This is a genomic window from Devosia sp. Z11_6 (assembly GCF_058133665.1).
In genome coordinates, this window is the sequence record NZ_JBYUNQ010000001.1 from 493,813 (window position 1) to 513,362 (window position 19,550).

Annotated in this window: 19 protein-coding genes; 11 read left to right on the forward strand and 8 right to left on the reverse strand. The window is 63.5% G+C overall.

Annotated elements, in window-relative coordinates; translation table 11 throughout:
- The first annotated feature begins 40 nt into the window (after positions 1-40).
- From AC3YMN_RS02325 to AC3YMN_RS02360, 8 genes are all read left to right on the forward strand, one after another.
- The gene (locus AC3YMN_RS02325; protein WP_489888779.1) at positions 41-1,579 is read left to right on the forward strand and encodes an ABC transporter substrate-binding protein; all 1,539 of its coding nucleotides are present in this window, start codon (positions 41-43) and stop codon (positions 1,577-1,579) included.
- Positions 1,580-1,643: 64 nt separating this feature from the next.
- A complete protein-coding gene (locus AC3YMN_RS02330; protein ID WP_489888780.1) occupies positions 1,644-2,816 on the forward strand; it encodes a M24 family metallopeptidase in 1,173 nt (390 codons plus the stop codon).
- A gap of 11 nt (positions 2,817-2,827) precedes the next feature.
- Positions 2,828-3,808, forward strand: a complete 981-nt coding sequence (locus AC3YMN_RS02335; protein WP_489888781.1) for an ABC transporter permease — start codon at positions 2,828-2,830, stop codon at positions 3,806-3,808.
- Positions 3,809-3,812: 4 nt separating this feature from the next.
- Positions 3,813-4,655, forward strand: a complete 843-nt coding sequence (locus tag AC3YMN_RS02340; protein WP_127753847.1) for an ABC transporter permease — start codon at positions 3,813-3,815, stop codon at positions 4,653-4,655.
- 30 nt (positions 4,656-4,685) lie between these two features.
- Positions 4,686-5,630: a succinylglutamate desuccinylase/aspartoacylase family protein gene (locus AC3YMN_RS02345; protein WP_127753846.1), complete on the forward strand. Its 945-nt coding sequence runs from the start codon at positions 4,686-4,688 to the stop codon at positions 5,628-5,630.
- Positions 5,631-5,667: 37 nt separating this feature from the next.
- Positions 5,668-6,672, forward strand: a complete 1,005-nt coding sequence (locus AC3YMN_RS02350; RefSeq protein ID WP_127753845.1) for an ABC transporter ATP-binding protein — start codon at positions 5,668-5,670, stop codon at positions 6,670-6,672.
- Positions 6,665-7,639: an ABC transporter ATP-binding protein gene (locus tag AC3YMN_RS02355; RefSeq protein ID WP_172123994.1), complete on the forward strand. Its 975-nt coding sequence runs from the start codon at positions 6,665-6,667 to the stop codon at positions 7,637-7,639. The genes AC3YMN_RS02350 and AC3YMN_RS02355 overlap by 8 nt, the downstream gene beginning before the upstream one ends.
- Before the next feature lie 15 nt (positions 7,640-7,654).
- On the forward strand, positions 7,655-8,893 hold the full coding sequence (locus AC3YMN_RS02360; RefSeq protein ID WP_489888782.1) for a metal-dependent hydrolase family protein: 1,239 nt from the start codon (positions 7,655-7,657) through the stop codon (positions 8,891-8,893).
- Positions 8,894-8,924: 31 nt separating this feature from the next.
- Here the strand turns inward: AC3YMN_RS02360 and AC3YMN_RS02365 are convergent, their stop codons facing one another.
- A complete protein-coding gene (locus AC3YMN_RS02365; protein ID WP_127753842.1) occupies positions 8,925-9,365 on the reverse strand; it encodes a potassium channel family protein in 441 nt (146 codons plus the stop codon).
- Positions 9,366-9,664: 299 nt separating this feature from the next.
- On the opposite strand from AC3YMN_RS02365, the gene AC3YMN_RS02370 reads away from it, so the two are divergent.
- A complete protein-coding gene (locus tag AC3YMN_RS02370; RefSeq protein ID WP_164854857.1) occupies positions 9,665-10,153 on the forward strand; it encodes a DUF4142 domain-containing protein in 489 nt (162 codons plus the stop codon).
- A 64-nt stretch (positions 10,154-10,217) separates the two neighbouring features.
- On the opposite strand, the gene AC3YMN_RS02375 is transcribed toward AC3YMN_RS02370, so the two are convergent.
- The 6 genes from AC3YMN_RS02375 to AC3YMN_RS02400 form a co-directional block, all read right to left on the reverse strand.
- Positions 10,218-11,693, reverse strand: coding sequence for a mannitol dehydrogenase family protein (locus tag AC3YMN_RS02375; RefSeq protein WP_489888783.1), 1,476 nt, complete (start codon positions 11,691-11,693; stop codon positions 10,218-10,220).
- Between the two features lie 144 nt (positions 11,694-11,837).
- Positions 11,838-12,842, reverse strand: a complete 1,005-nt coding sequence (locus AC3YMN_RS02380; RefSeq protein WP_489888784.1) for an ABC transporter ATP-binding protein — start codon at positions 12,840-12,842, stop codon at positions 11,838-11,840.
- A 176-nt stretch (positions 12,843-13,018) separates the two neighbouring features.
- Entirely contained in the window at positions 13,019-13,849 is an 831-nt protein-coding gene (locus AC3YMN_RS02385) for a carbohydrate ABC transporter permease (RefSeq protein WP_172123982.1), read from the reverse strand.
- 179 nt (positions 13,850-14,028) lie between these two features.
- The gene (locus tag AC3YMN_RS02390; RefSeq protein WP_489888785.1) at positions 14,029-14,901 is read right to left on the reverse strand and encodes a carbohydrate ABC transporter permease; all 873 of its coding nucleotides are present in this window, start codon (positions 14,899-14,901) and stop codon (positions 14,029-14,031) included.
- A gap of 304 nt (positions 14,902-15,205) precedes the next feature.
- On the reverse strand, positions 15,206-16,516 hold the full coding sequence (locus tag AC3YMN_RS02395; RefSeq protein ID WP_489888786.1) for an ABC transporter substrate-binding protein: 1,311 nt from the start codon (positions 16,514-16,516) through the stop codon (positions 15,206-15,208).
- Positions 16,517-16,806: 290 nt separating this feature from the next.
- The gene (locus AC3YMN_RS02400; protein WP_489888787.1) at positions 16,807-17,586 is read right to left on the reverse strand and encodes an SDR family NAD(P)-dependent oxidoreductase; all 780 of its coding nucleotides are present in this window, start codon (positions 17,584-17,586) and stop codon (positions 16,807-16,809) included.
- Between the two features lie 107 nt (positions 17,587-17,693).
- Between AC3YMN_RS02400 and AC3YMN_RS02405 the strand changes: the two genes are divergently transcribed.
- Positions 17,694-18,419: a Crp/Fnr family transcriptional regulator gene (locus tag AC3YMN_RS02405; RefSeq protein ID WP_489888788.1), complete on the forward strand. Its 726-nt coding sequence runs from the start codon at positions 17,694-17,696 to the stop codon at positions 18,417-18,419.
- 179 nt (positions 18,420-18,598) lie between these two features.
- Positions 18,599-18,826 carry a DUF2934 domain-containing protein gene (locus AC3YMN_RS02410; protein WP_127753833.1) on the forward strand — a complete coding sequence of 76 codons (228 nt, stop codon included), beginning with the start codon at positions 18,599-18,601 and terminating at the stop codon, positions 18,824-18,826.
- A 54-nt stretch (positions 18,827-18,880) separates the two neighbouring features.
- Here the strand turns inward: AC3YMN_RS02410 and efp are convergent, their stop codons facing one another.
- Entirely contained in the window at positions 18,881-19,450 is a 570-nt protein-coding gene (gene efp / locus AC3YMN_RS02415) for an elongation factor P (protein WP_127753832.1), read from the reverse strand.
- Positions 19,451-19,550: the final 100 nt, after the last annotated feature.

The window sequence follows — 19,550 nt, forward strand, 5'->3', positions numbered from 1 at the left end:
TGTACCGCCAACAGATTAGACACGACTGAGGGAGAAAAGAATGAAGCAGTTTTTATTGACGACCAGCGCCATTGTGGCACTGAGCTTTATGCCGCTGGGTGTGGCCGTCGCGCAGGACGCCGACACGCTGGTGGTGGGCGTGGATGTGGATGCCGGCACGCTTGATGCGCGCCTGACCCGCGACACCACAGCATTCCGTGCCGCCGACCTGATCTATTCGGGCCTCGTGACCATCACGCCCAGCCTGCAAGCCGAGCCCGACCTGGCGGAAAGCTGGGAAACGCCTGATCCGCAGACCTTTATTTTCCACCTGCGCGAGGGCCTCAAGTTCTCGGACGGCACGCCCCTCACGGCCGACGATGTGGTGTTCACCTACCAGTCGCTGATCAATCCCGACTTCAACTCGCCGATGCGCGCGCTTTATACGCCGATCGCGAGTGTCGAGAAGGTCGATGACCGAACAGTCAAGTTCGTGCTGAGCGCGCCTTATGCGCCGTTGCTGTCCTATCTCGATGTCGGCATCGTGCCGCAGGAGCTGGTGGAAGCTGGGCGCGATATTGCGGCCGAGCCCATTGGCGCGGGCCCGATGAAGCTCGTCAGCTGGAACCGTGGCGCCGAGATCGTGCTCGAAGCCAATCCGGAGTACTGGGCCGGCGCTCCGGCAGTCGAGAATGTCACGATGCGGCTGATCGCGGACAATTCCTCGCGGGCGCAGGCGTTCGAAGCGGGGGATCTGGACGTGATCCAGTCGCCGCTCTCGCCGCAGGATATTACCCGCCTGGCCGCCGATGACCGGTTCGGCAATGTGGTTATCCCGGGCCTGGCCGTGACCTATGTCAACTTCAACGCCAATGACCCGCTGCTCGCCGATCCCAAGATGCGCCGGGCGTTTTCGATGCTGATCGACCAGCAGACCATCGTCAATGACATCTACCAGGGCGCTGATGCCGTCGCCAATTCGGTGATCCTGCCCTCGTCCTGGGCGTATTCGGCTGAAGTGCAGCAGCCGCAGTTTGATCCCGAAGGCGCCAAGGCGCTGTTTGCTGAACTGGGCTGGACCGACAGCAATTCGGACGGGTTCCTCGACAAGAATGGCCAGCCGCTGACGGTGACGCTCTCGACCCACAGCGAAGACCCCAATCGCGTGCAGACCATTGAATATATGCAGGCGATCTTTGCCCAGGCGGGCGTGGATGCGCAGGCGCAGATCAGCGATTGGCCGACCTTTTCGACCAATTATGTGCAAAAGAGCCAGCACCAGATCGCGCTGCTGGGTTGGGTCAACATCGTTGATCCCGACCGGCTGTTGTTTGCGCAGCTGACCACGGGTGGCGGCAATAACTGGGGCGGCTACAGCAATCCCAAGGTGGATGAACTGCTCCAGGCCGGGCGCTCGTCGCTGGACCAGGCGGCCCGCACTCAGGCTTACCAGGAAGCGGCCACGATCCTTGCCGAAGAGGTGCCGTACTACATCGTTTCCTACCAGGGCTATCAGCTGTTCTATGCCAAGGACCTGCCCGGCACGGTTGAGGCCACACCGCGTGGCAATCTGCGCGGCCTGATCGGCATGCCAAGCTAAGTCGGATTCGTTCCCGCGGCCGGCGCTCCCGTGCCGGTCGCATTCTGCCACCGAGGGAAATGTCATGGGTTTTTCGCAGCGCCTGAGCGCCCAGTATTATGCCGATCTGCACCGCGATATGCGTGCCCGCATGGCGGCGGACGGGATCGACCTGCTGCTGCTCGATGCCAATGACGACATCATCTATACCACCGGCTTTTCCCATTATACGACCGAGCGCCCGGTGGTGTTCGCGCTGACACAAGACAGCGCCTATCTGCTGGTGCCAGAGCTGGAGCGTCATCATGCGCTCGACCAGCAGGCGGCGGCGGAGCTCGTTGTTTATTTCGAATTTCCGGGCCGTGACCGTCCCTTCGATGTGCTGGGCCGCGCCATTGGCAATATCGGTGGCGTCGTTGGCCATTCCGGCGGCATTTCGCTGGCGCGGGTGCCCCAGATCGCTGCTGCCTTCCCCAATGCGCGCGTGCTCGCTTCCAACATCGTCAGCCAGATGCGCGTTCTCAAACGCCCTGAAGAAGTGGCGTTGATGCGTGAGGCGGGGCGTATCTCCGATTCCATGGTGGCGGCCGGGGTGGAACTGATCGCTGAGGCCCTGCGCGGCAATGGCGAGATGCCCACCGAGATCGAGCTCGAAGCCCATGTTATTCGCCATGCGCTCGACACTATGTATCGCGAGCATGACAATGTGATGCTGGTGCAGGGCATTGCCGGCGGGCTCGTTTATGCGGGCGCCCGCTCGGCCTTTCCCCATGGCATGCCATCGGGGCACCGGCCGCAGCGCGGGGAAAGCATCATCCTGTCGCTGGGCTGCCGGGTTGGGGGACGCGCGGCCGAAAGCGAGCGCACCTTCATCCTAGGCGAGCCGAGCCCCGAGCAGGAGCGCTATTACACCATCGCGCAAAAAGCCCAGCAGATTGGCCGCGAGGGCCTTGTCGCGGGCGCTACCTGCGCCTCGGCCGACGATGCGGCGCTGGGTTACATCAAAGGCGAGGGCGTCGGCGAATACTGCCTGCATCGGGTCGGACACGGCATGGGCGTGATGTTCCACGAGCCGCCTTGGGTGGAGGGCGGGGACGACACGATCATGCAGCCCGGCATGGTGTTTTCCTCCGAGCCGGCGCTTTACGTGCAGGGCCTGGGGGGCTTTCGCATCTCCGACACAGTGCTCGTCACCGAAGCCGGGCCCGATAGCTTGACGCATTATCCGCGCGAGCTCGCGCAAATCGTTATCGGCTGAGGGCAGGGCAGGTGCTGGCTTATATCACCCGGCGATTGCTGTTGTTGATCCCAACCGCAATCGGCATCGTCATTCTGACTTTTGGCCTGCTGTTGCTGGTGCCGGGCGATCCCGCCTCGGTGCTGCTGGGGCAGAACGCGACGCCCGAAACAGTGGCGAGCCTGCGCACGGCCATGGGGTTGGATGATCCCTGGTTTATCCGGCTGTGGGATTACTTCGTGGCGCTGCTGCATGGCGACATGGGGCAGTCGATCTTCCAGACCCAGCCTGTCAGCACCATCATCGCTGGCCGTCTCGGCGCAACGCTGGAATTGGCGGTGGTGGCGCTGGTATTGTCCATCATCATCGGGATGACGCTTGGCGTGGTTGCGGCCATGCGGCAGGGCTCGATCATCGACACCGCGGCGATGTTGTTTGCACAGCTGGGCGTTTCCATGCCGATCTACTGGCTGGGGCTGCTCTTGATGCTGGCCTTTGCGGTAGTGCTGGGCTGGTTGCCGGCGGTGGGCCGGGGCGAGCCCTTGCCGATGGCGCTGATTGCCGCGCTGAGCGGGCGGCCCGGCGTGCTGCTCGACTCGTTGTCTCACATCCTGCTGCCCGCATTGGCGCTTGCCGCCAATACGTCGGCGATCATCTCCCGGCTGGTGCGGACCTCCATGCTCGAAGTGCTGCGCGAGGATTTCGTGCGCACCGCCTATGCCAAGGGTTTGCGGCGCGGCCGCGTGGTCGTGCGCCATGCGCTGCGCAATGCGCTGCTGCCGGTGATCTCGGTGATCGGGCTGCGCTTCGGCGCCTTGCTGGGCGGAGCGGTGCTGGTGGAATCCATCTTTGCCTGGCCGGGGCTCGGGCAGCTGACGATCGGGGCAATCGCGCAACGCGACCTGCCGCTGATCCAGGGCATCGTGCTGACCTTTGCCATCATCTATGCGCTGGTGAACCTCGTGGTTGACCTGCTTTACGCCGCGGTTGATCCGCGGATCCGGTTGGGGTGATCCGATGCGTATTCCCAAGATCTTCCGCAACACTTCGCTTGTCGTGGGCGCGCTGATTACGCTGTTCATCGTGCTTTGCGCTGTTCTGGCGCCCTATATGGCTACCCACGGCGTTGAGCAGATGGATATGCGCAACCGCTTTGCCGGGCCTACGGCCGAGCACTGGCTGGGCACGGACAATTTCGGGCGGGACCTGTGGTCGCGCCTCGTGTTCGGGGCGCAGGTGTCGCTGTCCGTAGCATTGATGTCGGTCGGCGGGGCCGTGGTGATCGGCACCACGGTTGGGCTGGTTGCCGGCTATTTCGGCGGCTGGGTCGACCTGCTGTTGATGCGGATCACCGACATCTTTCTCGGCTTCCCCGCCATTGTCCTTGCGCTGGCGATCATCGCGGTGCTGGGGCCTGGGATCTACAATATCTCGCTGGCGCTGGTGATCGTGTTCTGGACCGAATATGCGCGAGTGGTGCGGGCAACGACGCTGGTGCTGCGCGAGCAGAACTATGTGCAGGCAGCCCGCGCGCTCGGGGCTTCGCCGCTCCGCATCATCTTCCGGGAAATCCTGCCCAATGCGCTGGGGCCAATCATCGTGCTGGCTTCGCTGGGGCTGGGCACCGCGATCATTGCTGAATCGGCGCTCTCGTTTCTCGGCTTCGGGCTGCCGCCCCCAACTCCAACCTGGGGCTGGACGCTCTCCTATGGCACCCGCTTCATTCGCGACGAGCCCTGGCTCTCCATCATCGCGGGCGCGACCATCATGGTCACGGTGCTGGGCTTCAATCTGCTTGGCGACGGGTTGCGCGACATTCTCGACCCACGCCAGCTCAGCCGCTCGGCTGGCAACAAGTAACCAATCTTTCTGCGAACAAAGGACTACCCAATGGTCAAGGCGATCAACAAGCTCCGCCCCAAATTCACCACCCATGCCGATGGCAGCGACGCCGTGCTGTTCATGCACGAACTGGTGGGCGAAGAGGACGGGCCGACCGTTGGCATCTGCGCTTCAATTCATGGCAATGAAAACACCGGCTCGCAGGCCATTCTCGAGCTTTACCGGCAGATCAAGGACGTCAAGCTCAAGGGCCGCATCATCCTGCTGCCGGTGGCCAATCCGCGCTCCTTTGCGGTCAATCACCGTCACAACCCGCTGGACCAGCTGAACCTGAACCGTGAGTTCCCTGGCGATCCGCGCGGCCCTTATTCGCAGCAGCTGGCCCATGCGCTGGCAGAGGAGTTCTTTGCCAAGCTCGACTTCAATCTTGACCTGCATTCGGGCACTGACCGGCCGACGGTTGACTATGTTTATATCTGGAACGACGAGCCGCTCTCGCGCGCCTTTGGCTCCAAGATCCTGTATCGCCCGGTGAGCGGCAAGGCGGGCACGGTTTATGCGGGTACCAGCAAGAGCGTGTCGATGGACCGGCATGGCACCAAGGTGGTCACCATCGAGTTGGGTGGCGGCATTGTCGACCAGACCCCCTATGTGGAGCGCACCGTCGCGGGGCTCCTCAACCAGCTGCGCGTGATTGGCTCCATCGAGGGCGAGGTGATGCCCAATCCCCAGCAGGTGGTGGTGACCGAACTTGCCGGCATCCGGCCAAAGCATGGCGGCTGGCTCGAGCCCCTGGCGCCGGCCAATGGCGAGATCATCAAGGGCGGCAGCCTGCTGGGCCGTGTGGTCAGCCCCTATGACTTCGAGACCATCGAGGAGATCGTAACCCCGTTCGAGAACGGCATCATGGTCATGCAGCACCTGACGCGCAATCTCGTGGAAGCGGGTGACTATGGCTTCATGGTCGGCAATCTCGACGGCGCCGAGCAATAGCCAGTTCGCGCCGCGCCCCGCAAAAGGAACAACGCCAATGAGCCCAACACCCGCCCCGATTGCTGCCGAGCCCGTGCTGGCCGTTGCGGACCTCGAAGTGCGCATTCGCGGCGAGCATGGCTCATTCGCTGTTGTTTCGGAAATGGCGCTGACGGTGTCGCCCGGCGAAACCGTCTGCATCGTGGGTGAATCAGGGTGCGGCAAGTCGATGACGGCGCTGTCGTTGCTGCGCCTCCTGCCGGAGGCGGCTTATGTCGCCTCGGGGCAGATCCACATCAATGGCGAGGATTTCCTCGCCATGGGTGAGCGGCGCGTGGAGGATTTCCGGGGCGAGCAGATCGCCATGATCTTCCAGGAGCCACTGACCGCGCTCAACCCGGTGCTGACCATCGGCGAGCAGATCGCCGAGGCCGTGCGGCAGCACCGCAAGATCAGCCATCGCGATGCCATGGCGCGGGCGATCGAGACCTTGCAACTGGTGCAGATGCCCGACCCCAAGCGGCGGGCCCGGCAATATCCGCACCAGCTTTCGGGCGGCATGCGGCAGCGCGCCATGATCGCTTTGGCGCTGGCCTGCGATCCGCGCATCATCGTGGCCGACGAGCCGACCACGGCGCTGGACGTGACCATCCAGGCACAGATCCTGGGTTTGATCTCGGACCTGCAGGAGCGACTGGGCACGGCGCTGGTGCTGATCACCCATGACCTGGGCGTAGTGGCCGAGGTCGCCGACCGGGTGGTGGTGATGTATGCGGGGCGCCGGGTGGAGGAAGCCAGTGTTTATGACCTCTTCGATCGACCCATCCACCCCTATACGCTGGGCCTGATGGGGGCCATTCCGCGCTCGGTGCCGGGCCAGCAGATCGGCGAGCGGCTGGTGGATATTGCCGGCACGGTGCCTCCGCTCTGGGACTTGCCGAAGGGCTGTGCCTTTGCGCCGCGCTGTCCGCGCGCTTCGCAGCGGTGCTTCGAAGAACGTCCGCCCCTGGTCGAGAAGCGCCCCGGTCACCTGGCCGCTTGTTGGGAACATGTTGATGCTTGATAACGCTTCGCCGCTCCTCGCCGTTGAAAATCTCGAAGTGCATTTTCCGGTTCGCGCCGGGATCCTCCAGCGCCAGGTGGGCGCCGTCAAAGCCGTGGATGGGGTGAGTTTTGCCATCGGACGGGGCGAAACGCTGTCGCTGGTGGGGGAATCGGGCTGTGGCAAGTCGACAACCGGCCTCGCGCTGATGGGGCTGGTATCCCCCACGGGCGGGCGCGTGTCGTTTGATGGCCAGGAGATCACGACCTTTAACCGCCGCACGCTGCGCGATTATCGCCGGCGCATGCAGATCGTGTTCCAGGACCCGTTCTCCTCGCTTAATCCGCGCCAGCGCATCCGGCAGGCGATCCGGGCGCCGCTCGATATCCACGGCATTGGCACGCCGGCCGAACGAGATGCCGAAGTGCGGCGGCTGATGGACCGGGTTGGGCTGCGGCCCGACCAGGCCGACAATTTCCCGCACCAGTTTTCCGGCGGGCAACGCCAGCGCATCGGGATTGCGCGCGCCTTGGCGCTCAAGCCCGATATCATCGTGTGCGACGAGCCGGTGTCGGCGCTCGACGTGTCGGTGCAGGCGCAGATCCTCAACCTGTTGGGTGATCTGCAAAAGGATCTGGGCGTGTCGTTTCTGTTCATCTCGCACGATCTGGGCGTGGTGGAGCATATCTCGCACCGCGTGGCGGTGATGTATTTGGGCAAGATCGTCGAGCTCGCGCCCAAGGCACCCATCTTTGCCGCGCCGGTGCACCCTTATACCGAATTGCTGATGCGCTCGGCGCCAAGCCTTGATCCGCGCCAGCGGCATCGGTTCAGCGCCAGCAGCGATGACATGCCGAGCGCCATCAACAAGCCTTCGGGCTGCCCGTTCCATACGCGCTGCCCGCTTGCGACCGAAATCTGCAAGACGCAGGAGCCGGCGCTCACGCCGCGGGGCGAGGACCGCTTCGCCGCCTGCCACCACCGCTAGAGCGAGAGTAATTCGATGAACCAGCCCATTCTTTTGACCGGCGGGCGCGTGCTCGATACCGAGGCCGGCGCCTTGCGTGACAACCTGCAAGTGCTGGTTGACGGCAAGCGGATCGTTGCGGTGGGGGAGAGCATCGAGGCGCCGTCGCAGGCGCGGCGGGTGGAGCTCAATGGCGCCACGCTGATGCCGGGGCTCATCGACTGCCATGTGCATGTGGTGGCGGAAAGCCTCGATCTCTGGTCCAACATGGTGGCCCCGTCCTCGCTGGCCGGGCTGCGCTCGGCGCGGGTGATGGAAGAAGCGCTGCAACGCGGCTTCACCACCCTGCGCGACCTTGGTGGCGCTGATCATGGCCTCGTTCGGGGCGTGGAGGAGGGGCTGATCGACGGCCCGCGCCTCGTTATTTGCGGCAAGGGGCTGACCACGACCGGCGGGCATGCCGATCTGCGTCCGCGCACCGATGCCCGGCCGGGGATGATGTCGGACCGGCTGGGCTCGATGGGCCTGATTGCCGATGGCGTTGACGAGGTGCGGGCGGCCTGCCGGACCATGATCAAGGAAGGCGCCCGGTTCATCAAGGTAATGGCCAATGGCGGGGTGTCTTCGCCCAACGATCCCATTCACTCCATCCAGTATTCGCGCGACGAGATCGCCGCGATGGTGGAGGAGGCCGAAAACGCCGGGCTTTATGTCTCTGCCCATGTTTACACCGATGCTGCAATCCGGCGCTGCGTGGAACTGGGGGTGCATTCGCTCGAGCACTGCAATCTGATCACGCGCGAAACCGCCGAGATGGCCGCGAAGCGCGGGTGCATCGCGGTCCCAACGTTGGTGGCCTATGAGGCGCTGTGGCTGGAGGGCAAGGCGCTCGGGCTGGGAGAGGCGGAGTTCGCCAAGATCGATACGGTGCGCCAGGGTGGGCTCGCGTCCCTCGCCATCATGCGCGATGCCGGCTTGCCGATGGCCTTTGGCTCGGATCTGTTGGGGCAGTTGCGCGCATATCATGCCCGCGAGTTCGGGCTCTTGGCGGAGGTGCTTACCCCGGCCGAGATCATCCAGTCGGCCACGCTGGTTGGAGCGCGACTTTGCGGCATGGCAGGCGAACTGGGCACAATTTCACCGGGAGCTCTCGCCGATCTGCTGGTGGTGAATGGTGATCCGCTCAGCGACATCGAAGTGCTGGGCAAGCCTGAGAACCTGGCGCTGATCATGCGCGATGGCGCTGTATTCAAGGACGAGTTCGCCAGGGCTTGAGCAGGCCAGGCAGGTCCCGAGACTGCGGCCGCTAGAAGTGTTCGCCGGGGCGGAAGGGGCCGAAGCGGGTGCCTGCGGTGACGAGGAAGGCGGTGGACCAGCCGATCATCAAAAAGCCGGTGACGCCTTCGAGGGCCGCAAGCAGGCGCCAGGAAGGGGCGGGGACAACATCGCCGAAGCCAACGGTGGAATAGGTGATGGTGGAGAGATAGAGCGAGGTGTCGAAATCCGGCGCAACGCCAACCGCCCAGAAGCAAAAGGCCCAGAGCCAGATTTCAACCGTGGCAACGGCAAACAGGCCGAGCACGACGCCAACCATGAGCCCGATGCGGTGGTGTGAGCGGGCCAGCCGGAAGCGTTTGGCGAGCCCCGTTGCGGTCCGGGTGATGGAGATCAACCCCAGGACGTGGATCAAGACCGTGGCGGCGATCAGCCCGGTTCCGAGCGCGAGAATAGAGATCGAAGCTGGCATGGTGGGGGTTCGGTGTGTTGGTCGATGTCGGCCGAACTAGGCAGGGCTGGCCGACCTTAGTCAATCGCCGCGAGACATGGGCGGGTGAATTGGTTCCTGTTGGAGGTGGTAACAAAACAGTTTTGACTATTTGCGACCGCCTTTACACCGACTTCTCCGCGGCGGTGATGGTGTCAGTACTATTTTGCTGTGCACCCTAGAAATTGTGGCAGACGATCTTTGCTGCCGCAAGTTATAGGGGCGGAACAGCTAGTATAGGGCGGGGTTGTTTGGGCATCATCTTCCCGAAAGGAGAACACATGCACAGACGTACCATTATGGCCGGCACTGCCGCCCTTGCTTTGTTGCCAATGGCTGGCATTGCCTTTGCCCAGACCTCGAGTGTCGACCAGGCCAAGCTGCCGGCGCTGATGGGCGGCGACTATGCGACCGCCACCAGCAAGCTGGCGGCGCAAAAGGCTACCAACCGTTCGGTCAAGACCTTTGCCGAGCTTGAAATCGCCGAGCAGGCGGCTGTTGCCGAAGCCTTTGGCTCCGAGCCCGGTGCTGCGGGCCTTAGCGAAGAGCACGCGGCAAAGCTGGCAGCACTTGAAGCTGCCGATGGCGCCGAGTTCGACGCGATGTATATCGATGGCCAGATCGAGGGCCATGAAGAGCTGCTCAAGATCCACCAGACCTATGCCAAGAATGGCGATGATCCAATGGCGCGTGGCGCGTCCATGGTCGGGGTTACCGGCATCCAGACGCATCTGGTGATGCTGAACTCGATCCGCAATTCGCTCACATAAGCTCCCGATTGCCGAGTTTTGTCGAAAGGCTCCGTCTGCGCGACGGAGCCTTTTTTGTTGCAGGCTAGAGCGCGCCGGCGAGATAGCGCTCGAGCGTTGCGGAAGTGCCGTGCTGCCAGAGGCTGTTGAGCGCCGTGCCGAAGGCGGCGGCGAAAGCCGGGTTGCGGCCGAGATCGCCATAGATATCGCCCATGCTGAGCCAGGCTTGTGGGTCGGTTTTGGCGAGGGCAGCCTGTTGGGTGAGGCGATCCCAGGAGGGATCGTTGGGCGCGATGGTGGCGCCGCTATCGGTGGTGCCAAAGCAATAGCGGCACCAAAGGGCCGACACCAGCGCGAGCCCGGTAACGGATTGGCCGGCGGCCACCCGATCCATGGCGGTCGGGATGATGAATTTGGGCTGGCGGTTGGAGCCATCGAGCGCAAGGCGGCGAATGGTGTCGCCGATCTTGGGATTGGCGAAGCGGCGCTGGCAGAGCGCGAAATAGTCGCCCAGATCGGTGTCGGGCACCGGGGGGACAACGGGGATGATTTCGTCCTGTTCGACCTTCGCGAGGAAGGCCGCGACGAGGGGATGTTCCATGGCTTCGTGCACGAAATGCACGTCGAGCAGGCCCGCGGGATAGGCGATGGTGGCGTGGCCGCCGTTGAGGATGCGGATCTTCATGTGCTCGTAGGGCGCGACATCGTCGACGAACTGCACGCCGACCGTTTCGAGCGCCGGGCGGCCGGCAGGGAAATTATCCTCCAGCACCCATTGGCGGAAGCTTTCGCAGAAGACAGGCCAATTATCCTCGATGCCGAACTGCTCGAGCAGCAGCGCGCGTTCGCGCTCGGAGGTGGCGGGGGTGATGCGATCGACCATGCTATTGGGGAAGGCAACGGCGGTGCGCACCCATTGGGCAAGGGCCGGGTCGACGAGTTCGGCAAGGCCCGCCACGGCATTTTGGGTGACATGGCCGTTGCCCGGAATGTTGTCGCAGCTCATCACGGTGAAGGGGGCAATGCCGGCGTTGCGGCGGGCGAGGAGGCCGGCAAGGATCAGCCCGAATGTCGTGCGGGGTGCATCCATATGGGCGGCGTCATAGACGATATCGGGGTGGGTCGGATCGAAGCGCTGGGAGGCCGGATCAATGTAATAGCCGCCTTCGGTGATGGTGAGCGAGACGATGCGCGTGGCCGGGTTGGCGAGGCGGGCAAAGATCGTGGCGCTGTGGCCGGGCTGGATGTAGTCGATCATGGCGCCGGTGACGCGGGCGGAACTGTGGTCGGCTTCCTGCTCCACCACGGTGGTCAGCCAATCCTGGGCCCCGAGCTTTTGCCGGACGGCTTCATCGGCCTCGCGCACGCTGGCGCCGATCAGCGCCCAATCATGGTCGCGACCGGTGGCAAAGAGATCATCGAGATAAACCGCCTGGTGGGCGCGGTGGAAGTTGCCGACGCCGAAATGCACGATGCCAGGGATGAGGGCGGCGCGATCATAGGCGGGGACAGACGCCGTGGAGAGGGTGGAGAGGGTGGCGGCGGAAAGCTTGGTGGTCATATCTGGTCCTCGATGCCTCGGCGGGCGGTTCCTCCGGCAAAGAGGGGCCGGGGTCGCGCTGATGTCGCGTAGCATTGGCCGACCCCACCCTCAATCCCTCCCGGAAGAGGATCGGCGGCGAAGGCCCACGCCATTAGGCGCTGGCTAGATGGCTGCACCGGCCGCATCGAAGCGGTAGATGCGGGTCGGATCGGGGGCAAGATAAACCTCGTCGCCATGGCTGAAGATCTGCTCGCCATCGGTGCGCACGGTCATGAGGCCCATGCCTTCGAGATGGACATGCAGGAACGTGTCGGAGCCCAGCTGTTCGGCGACCCCGACAACGCCGCGCCAGCCGCCGGGCAGGGGGGTGGTGCTGATGGCGAAGTGTTCGGGGCGGATGCCGATGGAATGGGCGTCGTGCTTGCCCGCTTCCGGGCCGTCGATGAAGTTCATCTTGGGCGAGCCGATGAAGCCGGCGACAAAGCGGTTGGCGGGGCGCTTGTAGAGCTCGAGCGGGGAGCCGAACTGTTCGACCTTGCCGGCATTGAGCACGACAATGCGGTCGGCCATGGTCATGGCTTCGACCTGGTCGTGGGTGACGTAAACCATGGTGGTCTTGAGCTGCTGGTGCAGTTCGGTGATCTCGAGGCGCATGTTGACGCGCAGGGCGGCGTCGAGATTGGAGAGCGGCTCGTCAAAGAGAAAGGCCTTGGGCTCGCGGACGATGGCGCGGCCGATGGCGACGCGCTGGCGCTGGCCGCCCGAGAGGGCGCGGGGGCGGCGGTCGAGATAGGAGGAGAGGTTGAGGGTGCGGGCGGCGTATTCGACCTTTTGCTCGATCACCTCCTTGGGCGCCTTGGCCATTTTGAGGGGGAAGGCGATGTTGTCGCGCACGGTCATGTGCGGATAAAGCGCGTAGCTCTGGAACACCATGGCGAGGCCGCGGCGGGCCGGGGGCGCCTTGGTCATGTCCTGCCCGTCAAGCAGGATGCGGCCGCCCGTCGTATCCTCAAGCCCCGCGATCAGGCGCAGCAGCGTGGACTTGCCGCAGCCGGAGGGGCCGACAAAGACCACGAACTCGCCTTCGCGGATATCGAGGGAGATATCGGGGATGACATGCACATCGCCGAAGGATTTCTGGACGTGTTCGAGGGTGATGGAGCCCATTTTTCAGTGGTCCTTCGCCTGCGCAGTGTTTCGGGCTGTTTGCTCCCTCCCCCCTTGAGGGGGAGGGTTGGGGTGGGGGGTGGTGCGGTGGGTCACTGAGGGACCCCCTCCCTCGATCCCTCCCCTCAGGGGGGAGGGAAGGGCAGGAGCCGATGGATTCGTGAGGAGGACAAACATCATTTCACCGCTCCGAAGGTGAGGCCGCGGACGAGTTGTTTTTGGCTGAACCAGCCCAGGAGCAGGATGGGGGCGATGGCAAGGAGCGAGGCGGCGGAGAGTTTGGCGAGGAACAGGCCCTGGGGCGAGGAGAAGGAGGAGATGAAGGCGGTCAGCGTGCCGGCGCGGCCCGAGGTCAGGGTGATGCTCCAGAAGGCTTCGTTCCAGGCGAGGATGACGTTGAGCAGGAGCGTCGAGGCAATGCCGGGCACGGCCATGGGCACGAGGACATGGACGATCTCGTTCCAGAGCTCGGCGCCATCCATGCGCGAGGCTTCGAGGATATCGACCGGGATTTCCTTGAAGTAGGTGTAGAGCATCCAGATGATGATGGGCAGGTTGATCAGGGTCATGATGATCGTGAGCCCATGCACGGTGTCGAGCAGGCGCAGGTCACGAAAGATCAGGTAGATCGGGATGAGGACGCCGACCGCCGGCATCATCTTGGTGGAGAGCATCCACATCAGCACATCCTTGGTGCGGCGCGTGGGGGCGAAGGCCATGGCCCAGGCGGCGGGGATGCCGATCAGGAGGCCGAGCAGGGTTGAGCCGAGCGAGACGATCACTGAATTGGTGGCGTGCTTGATGTAGTCGCTGCGCTGCTGGACGGCGGCGAAGTTTTCGAGGGTAAAGGTTTGCGGGAAAAAGGTCGGGCGGGCGGCGATGGCCTCAGCCTCGGTCTTGAAAGCGGTGAGCACCGTCCAGAGAATGGGGGAGAACAAGAGGAGCGCGATCACCCAGGCGAGGAGGGTGAAGCCGATGCGGGTGCCGGTGGAGGCGTTGCGGGCCATGTCAGCGGGTTCCTCCGGAGTTTTGGCGTGGGAACACCCCCCACCCATCCTCCCCCACAAGGGGGGAGGTGCTGCATCGCGCTTGCGGCCCCCTCGCCATTGCACCACTCGCAGACCCCCACCCCGGCCCTCCCCTCAAGGGGGAGGGAGGGCATGGCGCGAGCGTCTTGCTTGATGAGCTACTCATCGAGGTTCTTTCCCACGGCTCGCATCAGGAAGATGGCGACGATGTTGGCGAGGATGACGGCGACCACGCCGCCCGCGGAGCCGGCGCCGATGTCGTTGGAGAGGATGCCGGTGCGGAAGACGAGGAAGGTGAGGTTGGTGGAGGCGTAGCCGGGCCCGCCGCCGGTGGTGACGCGGATTTCGGCGAAAATGCCCAAAAGGAAGATGGTCTGGATCAGGATCACGATGGTGATCGCCCGGGCCATATGGGGCAGGATGATGTAGCGGAAGCGGTTGACCGCCTTGGCGCCATCCATTTCGGCGGCTTCGCGCTGTTCTTCGGAGAGGGACTGGAGAGCCGTCAGCAGGATCAGGGTGGCGAAGGGGAGCCACTGCCAGGCGACGATGACGATGATGGACTGCAGGGGAAACTGGTTGAACCAGTCGATCGGCTGCAGCCCAAAGGCGCGCCAGAGGTGGCTCAGCATGCCATAGCCCGGGTGCATAAAGCCGTTTTTCCAGACCAGCGCGGCGACCGGGGGCATGACGAAAAAGGGTGAGATGACGATGATGCGCAAGATGCCCTGGCCCCAGATGGGCTGATCGAGCAGCAGCGCGAGGAAGGTGCCGCCAATGACGGTGATCAGCAGCACGCCCCCGACCAGCAGCAGCGTATTGACGAGAGCCTGGGTGAAGCTGGGATCGCCAATGACATAGACATAGTTCGCCCAACCGGCGAAACCGGTCATCATCGGATTGAGCAGATTGTAGTTCTGGAACGAGAACCACAGGGTCATCACCAGCGGCACGATCATCCAGACGAGGAGCACCAAGACGGCCGGGGCCATCATGAGGCGCGACAGGGTGCGGGTCTGGGCTGTGGCCATGCTTTTTGTCCGTTTTGCCCGGTGAGTCGGCGGTTTGGCTTCCTCCCTTTTGGGAAGGAGTGGGTTGGGGGCGGTGCAGTGAACCACCGAGGGACCCCCACCCTCGATTGCCAGTCGAGCATAGCTCTCCTGGCCTTTCTCGCTCAAATCGCTCCACCGGAGCGATTTGACCCTTCGGGCCGCTCCAAAGCCCCTCAAGGGGGAGGGAAGGGCAGGAGCCGCGCGCTCAGTTCCTCTGGAGGCGTGTGAATATCCGCCTGGCAGATCGCGCGCGCGACCGGTCGGGCGGCAGCGGAGTGGAGGATTACTTGATGTAGCCGGCGCGGGTCATGTCGCGCAGGGTGGCGTCCTGGGCTTGGGCGAGGGCGTCGTCGGCGCTCATCTGACCAGCAAGGGCGGCCGAGAAGAGTTGGCCGACATTGGTGCCGATGCCGGCGAACTCGGGAATGGCCACGAACTGGATGCCGGTATAGGGCACCGGGTTCACGGTGGGCTTGCTTGGGTCGGCGGCGTTGATGGAGTCGATGGTCATCTGCGCGAAGGGCGCGGTTTCCAAGTATTCCGCGTTTTCATAGAGCGAGGTGCGGGTGCCGGGAGGCACGTTGGCCCAGCCGTCCTGTGCGGCGACGGTATTGAGATAGTCCTTGCTGGTCGCCCAGTTGATGAATTGCTCGGCCGCTTCCTTTTGCTGGCTGGAATTGGGAATGGCCAGCGACCAGGCCCAGAGCCAGTTGGAGCGTTTGCCGAGGCCGGCATCGGGCGCCAGGGCGAAGGCGACCTGATCGGCGACGGTGGAATCGTCGGGATTGGTGACGAACGAGCCCGCGACCGTGGCGTCGATCCACATGCCGCACTTGCCCTGCTGGAACAAGGTCAGGTTTTCGTTGAAGCCATTGGAGGATGCACCGGACGGCCCAGCATCGGCCATGAGAGCCAGATAGGTGTCGAGCGTTTCCTTCCATTCGGGGGAATCGAATTGGGGCTGCCAGTTTTCGTCGAACCAACTGGCACCAAAGCTATTGGCCATGGCGGTGATGAAGGCGACGTTTTCGCCCCAGCCCGCCTTGCCGCGCAGGCAGATGCCGTTGATGTCGTTGGCGCGGTCAGTCATGGCGCGGGCGGCCTGGCCTACGAACTCCCAGGTGGGCGCATCGGGCATGGTGAGCCCGGCTTTTTCCATCAGGTCCTTGCGGTACATGATGAAGGAGGATTCCGCGTAGAACGGGGCGGCATAAAGCTTGTCCTCGTAGGAGAGGCCCGCGCGCACCGGGGGGAGAATGTCGTCGACATCATATTCGGGATCGGCGCTCAGCACGTCGAGCGGCACCAGCCAGCCCTGGCGCGCCCAGATCGGCGCTTCATAGGTGCCGATGGTCATCACGTCATACTGCCCGCCATTGGTGGCGATGTCGGTGGTGACGTTCTGGCGCAGGGTGTTCTCCTCCAAAATCACCCAATTGAGCTGAATACCGGTTTCTTCGGTGAAGGCGGGCGACAGGCCCTGCATGCGCACCATGTCGCCATTGTTGACGGTCGCGATGGTGAGCGTTTGGGCTGATGCAGAAGCGGCGAGCGCAAGTGTGAAGGCGCCCACGAAAAGGGGTGTGAGTTGCATTGTTTCCTCCCAAAGCCGCAACAATTTTGTTGCTGCGGCGATGGGGCAAGTACTCGCCTTCCGCGGCTAGTTGTCAAGCCTGCTATGCTTGGCAAGGGATGGCTTCCGCCTGAGATAAACTACGGAAAATTGCGCCGATCCGCAGATTTATCTGTGGTAATGCTGATGAGGCATTGGGCGCAGCCCTCCGGAGGGCGGCTAAGCATTTCGATTGGGCGGCTGGAATGAACGCCGCCGACCGCTTTGGGGGCGATCGGCGGGGAAAATTGCGGTGCGGCAGCGTGGGTCGATCAGGGCATCAACTGGCCGCCATTAACCTCGATGGTCTGGCCGATGATGTAAGACGACAGGGCGTCGGAGGCCAGAAACAGGTAGGCGCCGACGCAGTCCTCGGCGACGCCCAGCCGGCCCTGCGGGATGGTGGCGAGCGCGGCATCAAGTTGAGCCTGGGTGGAATAGCGCTCATGGAAGGGCGTGGTGATCACCCCGGGCGCTACGGCATTGACCCGAATGCCAAAGGGGATCAGCTCCTTGGCCATGCCGCGGGTGACATTGCCGATAAAGGCCTTGGAGGAACCGTAAAGCCCCGCGCCATTGCTGGCGCCGTTGCGCGCTGCGATCGAGGTGGTGTTGATGATGAAACCACCATTGCGCTTGAGGTACGGAATGGCCGCGCGGGTGGCCGAGAGCACCGAGCGGGCGTTGAGGTCCATGACGGCGTCATAAAGCTCGTCGGTCCATTCCGCATAAGGCTGGCGTGCGACCATGCCGCCGGCATTGTTGATGAGCCCGTCCAAGCGGCCGAAGCGTGCGGCGGTGTCTTCGACGGCCCGAGCCAGTTCACCCTGGCGCGACGCATCGGCCTGAACCAGGAAGACGGTGCCGCCGGCGGCTTCGATGGACTGGGCCAGGGTGGTGGCCTGATCGGCGCTGCTGTTGTAGTGCAGGCCCACAAGAGCGCCCTGCTGGGCAAAGGCCTGGGCGAGGGCGGCGCCGATGCCCGTCGAGGCGCCGGTTATCAGAACGGCCTTGCCGGCAAGGCCGGGAATGGTGAGCGTAGATGCGGGCACAGTGTGGTCCTCCAGGAAGTGGAGCCCAGCGTTGCGACTGGATCACGGCTTGTCCACTGGTTTTTAGGGCGCATCGCCGCTAAACACAGCGTTTAGCAGGAGTGCGCATGGCTGCGGATCGCAAGGATATCCACAATTCGGACGTGCCAGTGCTGTGCCGCAGTTGCGAAGCGCGGCACCGGGGCATGTGCGGCGTGCTGGAGCCCGAGCAATTGGTGGCGCTGGCCAAGGCGACGCACAAGGCGCGCCACGAGCCCGGAACCGAGCTGATCGGGGAAAGCACCAAGATCCAGTCCTATGCCAATGTGATGCGCGGCGTGGTCAAGCTCACCAAGCTGCTGGAGGACGGTCGCCAGCAGGTGGTGGGGCTGCAGTTCGCTCCCGATTTCCTGGGGCGCTTGTTCGGATACGAAAATGCAGTGGCGGCAGAAGCGGCGTCGACGGTGGAGCTTTGCGTGGTGCCCAAGCGGGCGCTGGAAGGATTGATCGCGGAGAACCCGGCGCTCGAGCATCGGTTGATGCAGCAAACGCTGCGCGAACTGGACGAAGCGCGAGACTGGATGGTGACGCTGGGGCGCAAGAGCGCCCAGGAAAAGCTCGCGAGCTTTCTTTACCTGCTGGCCACGCACTCGGATCCAGTGGCGGACCTCAAGGCGGGCGCCCGGTTCGAGCTACCGCTGACGCGGGCCGATATCGGGGATTTTCTGGGGCTTACCCTTGAAACCGTGTCCCGGCAGATCAGCAAATTGCGCCAGCTCGGGGTGATCGAGGTGACCCATAACCGGCAAGTCGAAGTGCCCGATCTCAAGCGTCTACAGGCGCTTTGCGGCTGAGCTTGGGCGGGCCGAAGCGCCCGGACCAAGCTAGGGTGACGCATGGCGCCATCAAATCGGCGATAACCAACCTAGGTGAAGGCTTTCGCGAGCGGCTCGTGGCAAGCTAACATATGGCAAGTCGCTGGCAGCGGGAGCTGGCGGTTGTTCACAACGTCACAGGGTGACTGACCAATCAGATGCTGAAGAATACCGAGCTGGCCGAGGCGGTCAGGAACACGGCCTATTTTCTGTGGGAACAGGATGGCCGCCCGGAAGGGCGAAGCTTTGAGTACTGGGTCAAGGCCAAGGAAATGCATTTGCGCCAGATGGCCTATGACCGCTGGCTGGCGGAAGGCACGCCCATTGGCCGCGCCGAAGAGATCTGGCGCGATGTGGCCGAGGAAATCGAAGACGACGACGCATAAGCAAACGGGCCCCGAACAGGGGCCCGCTGCGTAAGCTGGAGTGGGCGGCAGGGATCAGTCCTTGGCGCGTTCCACATAGGAATTGTCTTCGGTCAGGATGACGATGCGGGTGCCGGCGCCGATATGGGGCGGGACCATGACGCGCAGGCCATTGTTGAGAACGGCGGGCTTATAGGAGGAGGACGCCGTCTGGCCCTTCACCACGGGTTCGGTTTCGACGATTTCGAAGGTGAGGCGCTGGGGCAATTCCATGGAAAGGGCAGTACCCTCAAAGGTCTTGAGGTGAACCTTCATGCCGTCGATGAGATAGGCCTTCTGGTCGCCGATCACGTCATCGGCCACAGTGATCTGCTCGTAGTTCTCCGGATTCATGAAGTGGTGGCCTTCACCATCGGAGTAGAGATAGTCGTATTCGCGGTCATCGACGTCGGCCTTTTCGACCATTTCGACGGTGCGCCAGCGGCCAACGACCTTCACGCCATCGCTGATGCGACGCATGTTGACGTTGGTGATGGAGTTGCCCTTGCCGGGATGCACGTTCTCAGCCGTCAGGACGACGTGCAGATTGCCGTCCTGCTCGACGACGTTGCCCTTGCGCAGCGAAGAGGCGATGACCTTGACCATTATTTCTTCCTTGTTCACGCCGACCGGGCGGCCTAAAGCGTTGGCACAGAGCGCCGGCCGGGACGTGGATGGGTTGTTCGGTGCCGCCCGATACCCCAAA

Coding starts and splice junctions, on each gene's coding strand:
- AC3YMN_RS02350 (WP_127753845.1), top strand. CDS start 5,668: ATGAGCCCAACACCCGCCCCGATTGCTGCCGAGCCCGTGCTGGCCGTT.
- AC3YMN_RS02360 (WP_489888782.1), top strand. CDS start 7,655: ATGAACCAGCCCATTCTTTTGACCGGCGGGCGCGTGCTCGATACCGAG.
- AC3YMN_RS02380 (WP_489888784.1), bottom strand. CDS start 12,842: ATGGGCTCCATCACCCTCGAACACGTCCAGAAATCCTTCGGCGATGTG.
- AC3YMN_RS02390 (WP_489888785.1), bottom strand. CDS start 14,901: ATGGCCACAGCCCAGACCCGCACCCTGTCGCGCCTCATGATGGCCCCG.
- AC3YMN_RS02365 (WP_127753842.1), bottom strand. CDS start 9,365: ATGCCAGCTTCGATCTCTATTCTCGCGCTCGGAACCGGGCTGATCGCC.
- AC3YMN_RS02375 (WP_489888783.1), bottom strand. CDS start 11,693: ATGACCACCAAGCTTTCCGCCGCCACCCTCTCCACCCTCTCCACGGCG.
- AC3YMN_RS02345 (WP_127753846.1), top strand. CDS start 4,686: ATGGTCAAGGCGATCAACAAGCTCCGCCCCAAATTCACCACCCATGCC.
- AC3YMN_RS02395 (WP_489888786.1), bottom strand. CDS start 16,516: ATGCAACTCACACCCCTTTTCGTGGGCGCCTTCACACTTGCGCTCGCC.
- AC3YMN_RS02355 (WP_172123994.1), top strand. CDS start 6,665: ATGCTTGATAACGCTTCGCCGCTCCTCGCCGTTGAAAATCTCGAAGTG.
- AC3YMN_RS02370 (WP_164854857.1), top strand. CDS start 9,665: ATGCACAGACGTACCATTATGGCCGGCACTGCCGCCCTTGCTTTGTTG.
- AC3YMN_RS02405 (WP_489888788.1), top strand. CDS start 17,694: ATGGCTGCGGATCGCAAGGATATCCACAATTCGGACGTGCCAGTGCTG.
- AC3YMN_RS02325 (WP_489888779.1), top strand. CDS start 41: ATGAAGCAGTTTTTATTGACGACCAGCGCCATTGTGGCACTGAGCTTT.
- AC3YMN_RS02410 (WP_127753833.1), top strand. CDS start 18,599: ATGCTGAAGAATACCGAGCTGGCCGAGGCGGTCAGGAACACGGCCTAT.
- AC3YMN_RS02330 (WP_489888780.1), top strand. CDS start 1,644: ATGGGTTTTTCGCAGCGCCTGAGCGCCCAGTATTATGCCGATCTGCAC.
- efp (WP_127753832.1), bottom strand. CDS start 19,450: ATGGTCAAGGTCATCGCCTCTTCGCTGCGCAAGGGCAACGTCGTCGAG.
- AC3YMN_RS02340 (WP_127753847.1), top strand. CDS start 3,813: ATGCGTATTCCCAAGATCTTCCGCAACACTTCGCTTGTCGTGGGCGCG.
- AC3YMN_RS02385 (WP_172123982.1), bottom strand. CDS start 13,849: ATGGCCCGCAACGCCTCCACCGGCACCCGCATCGGCTTCACCCTCCTC.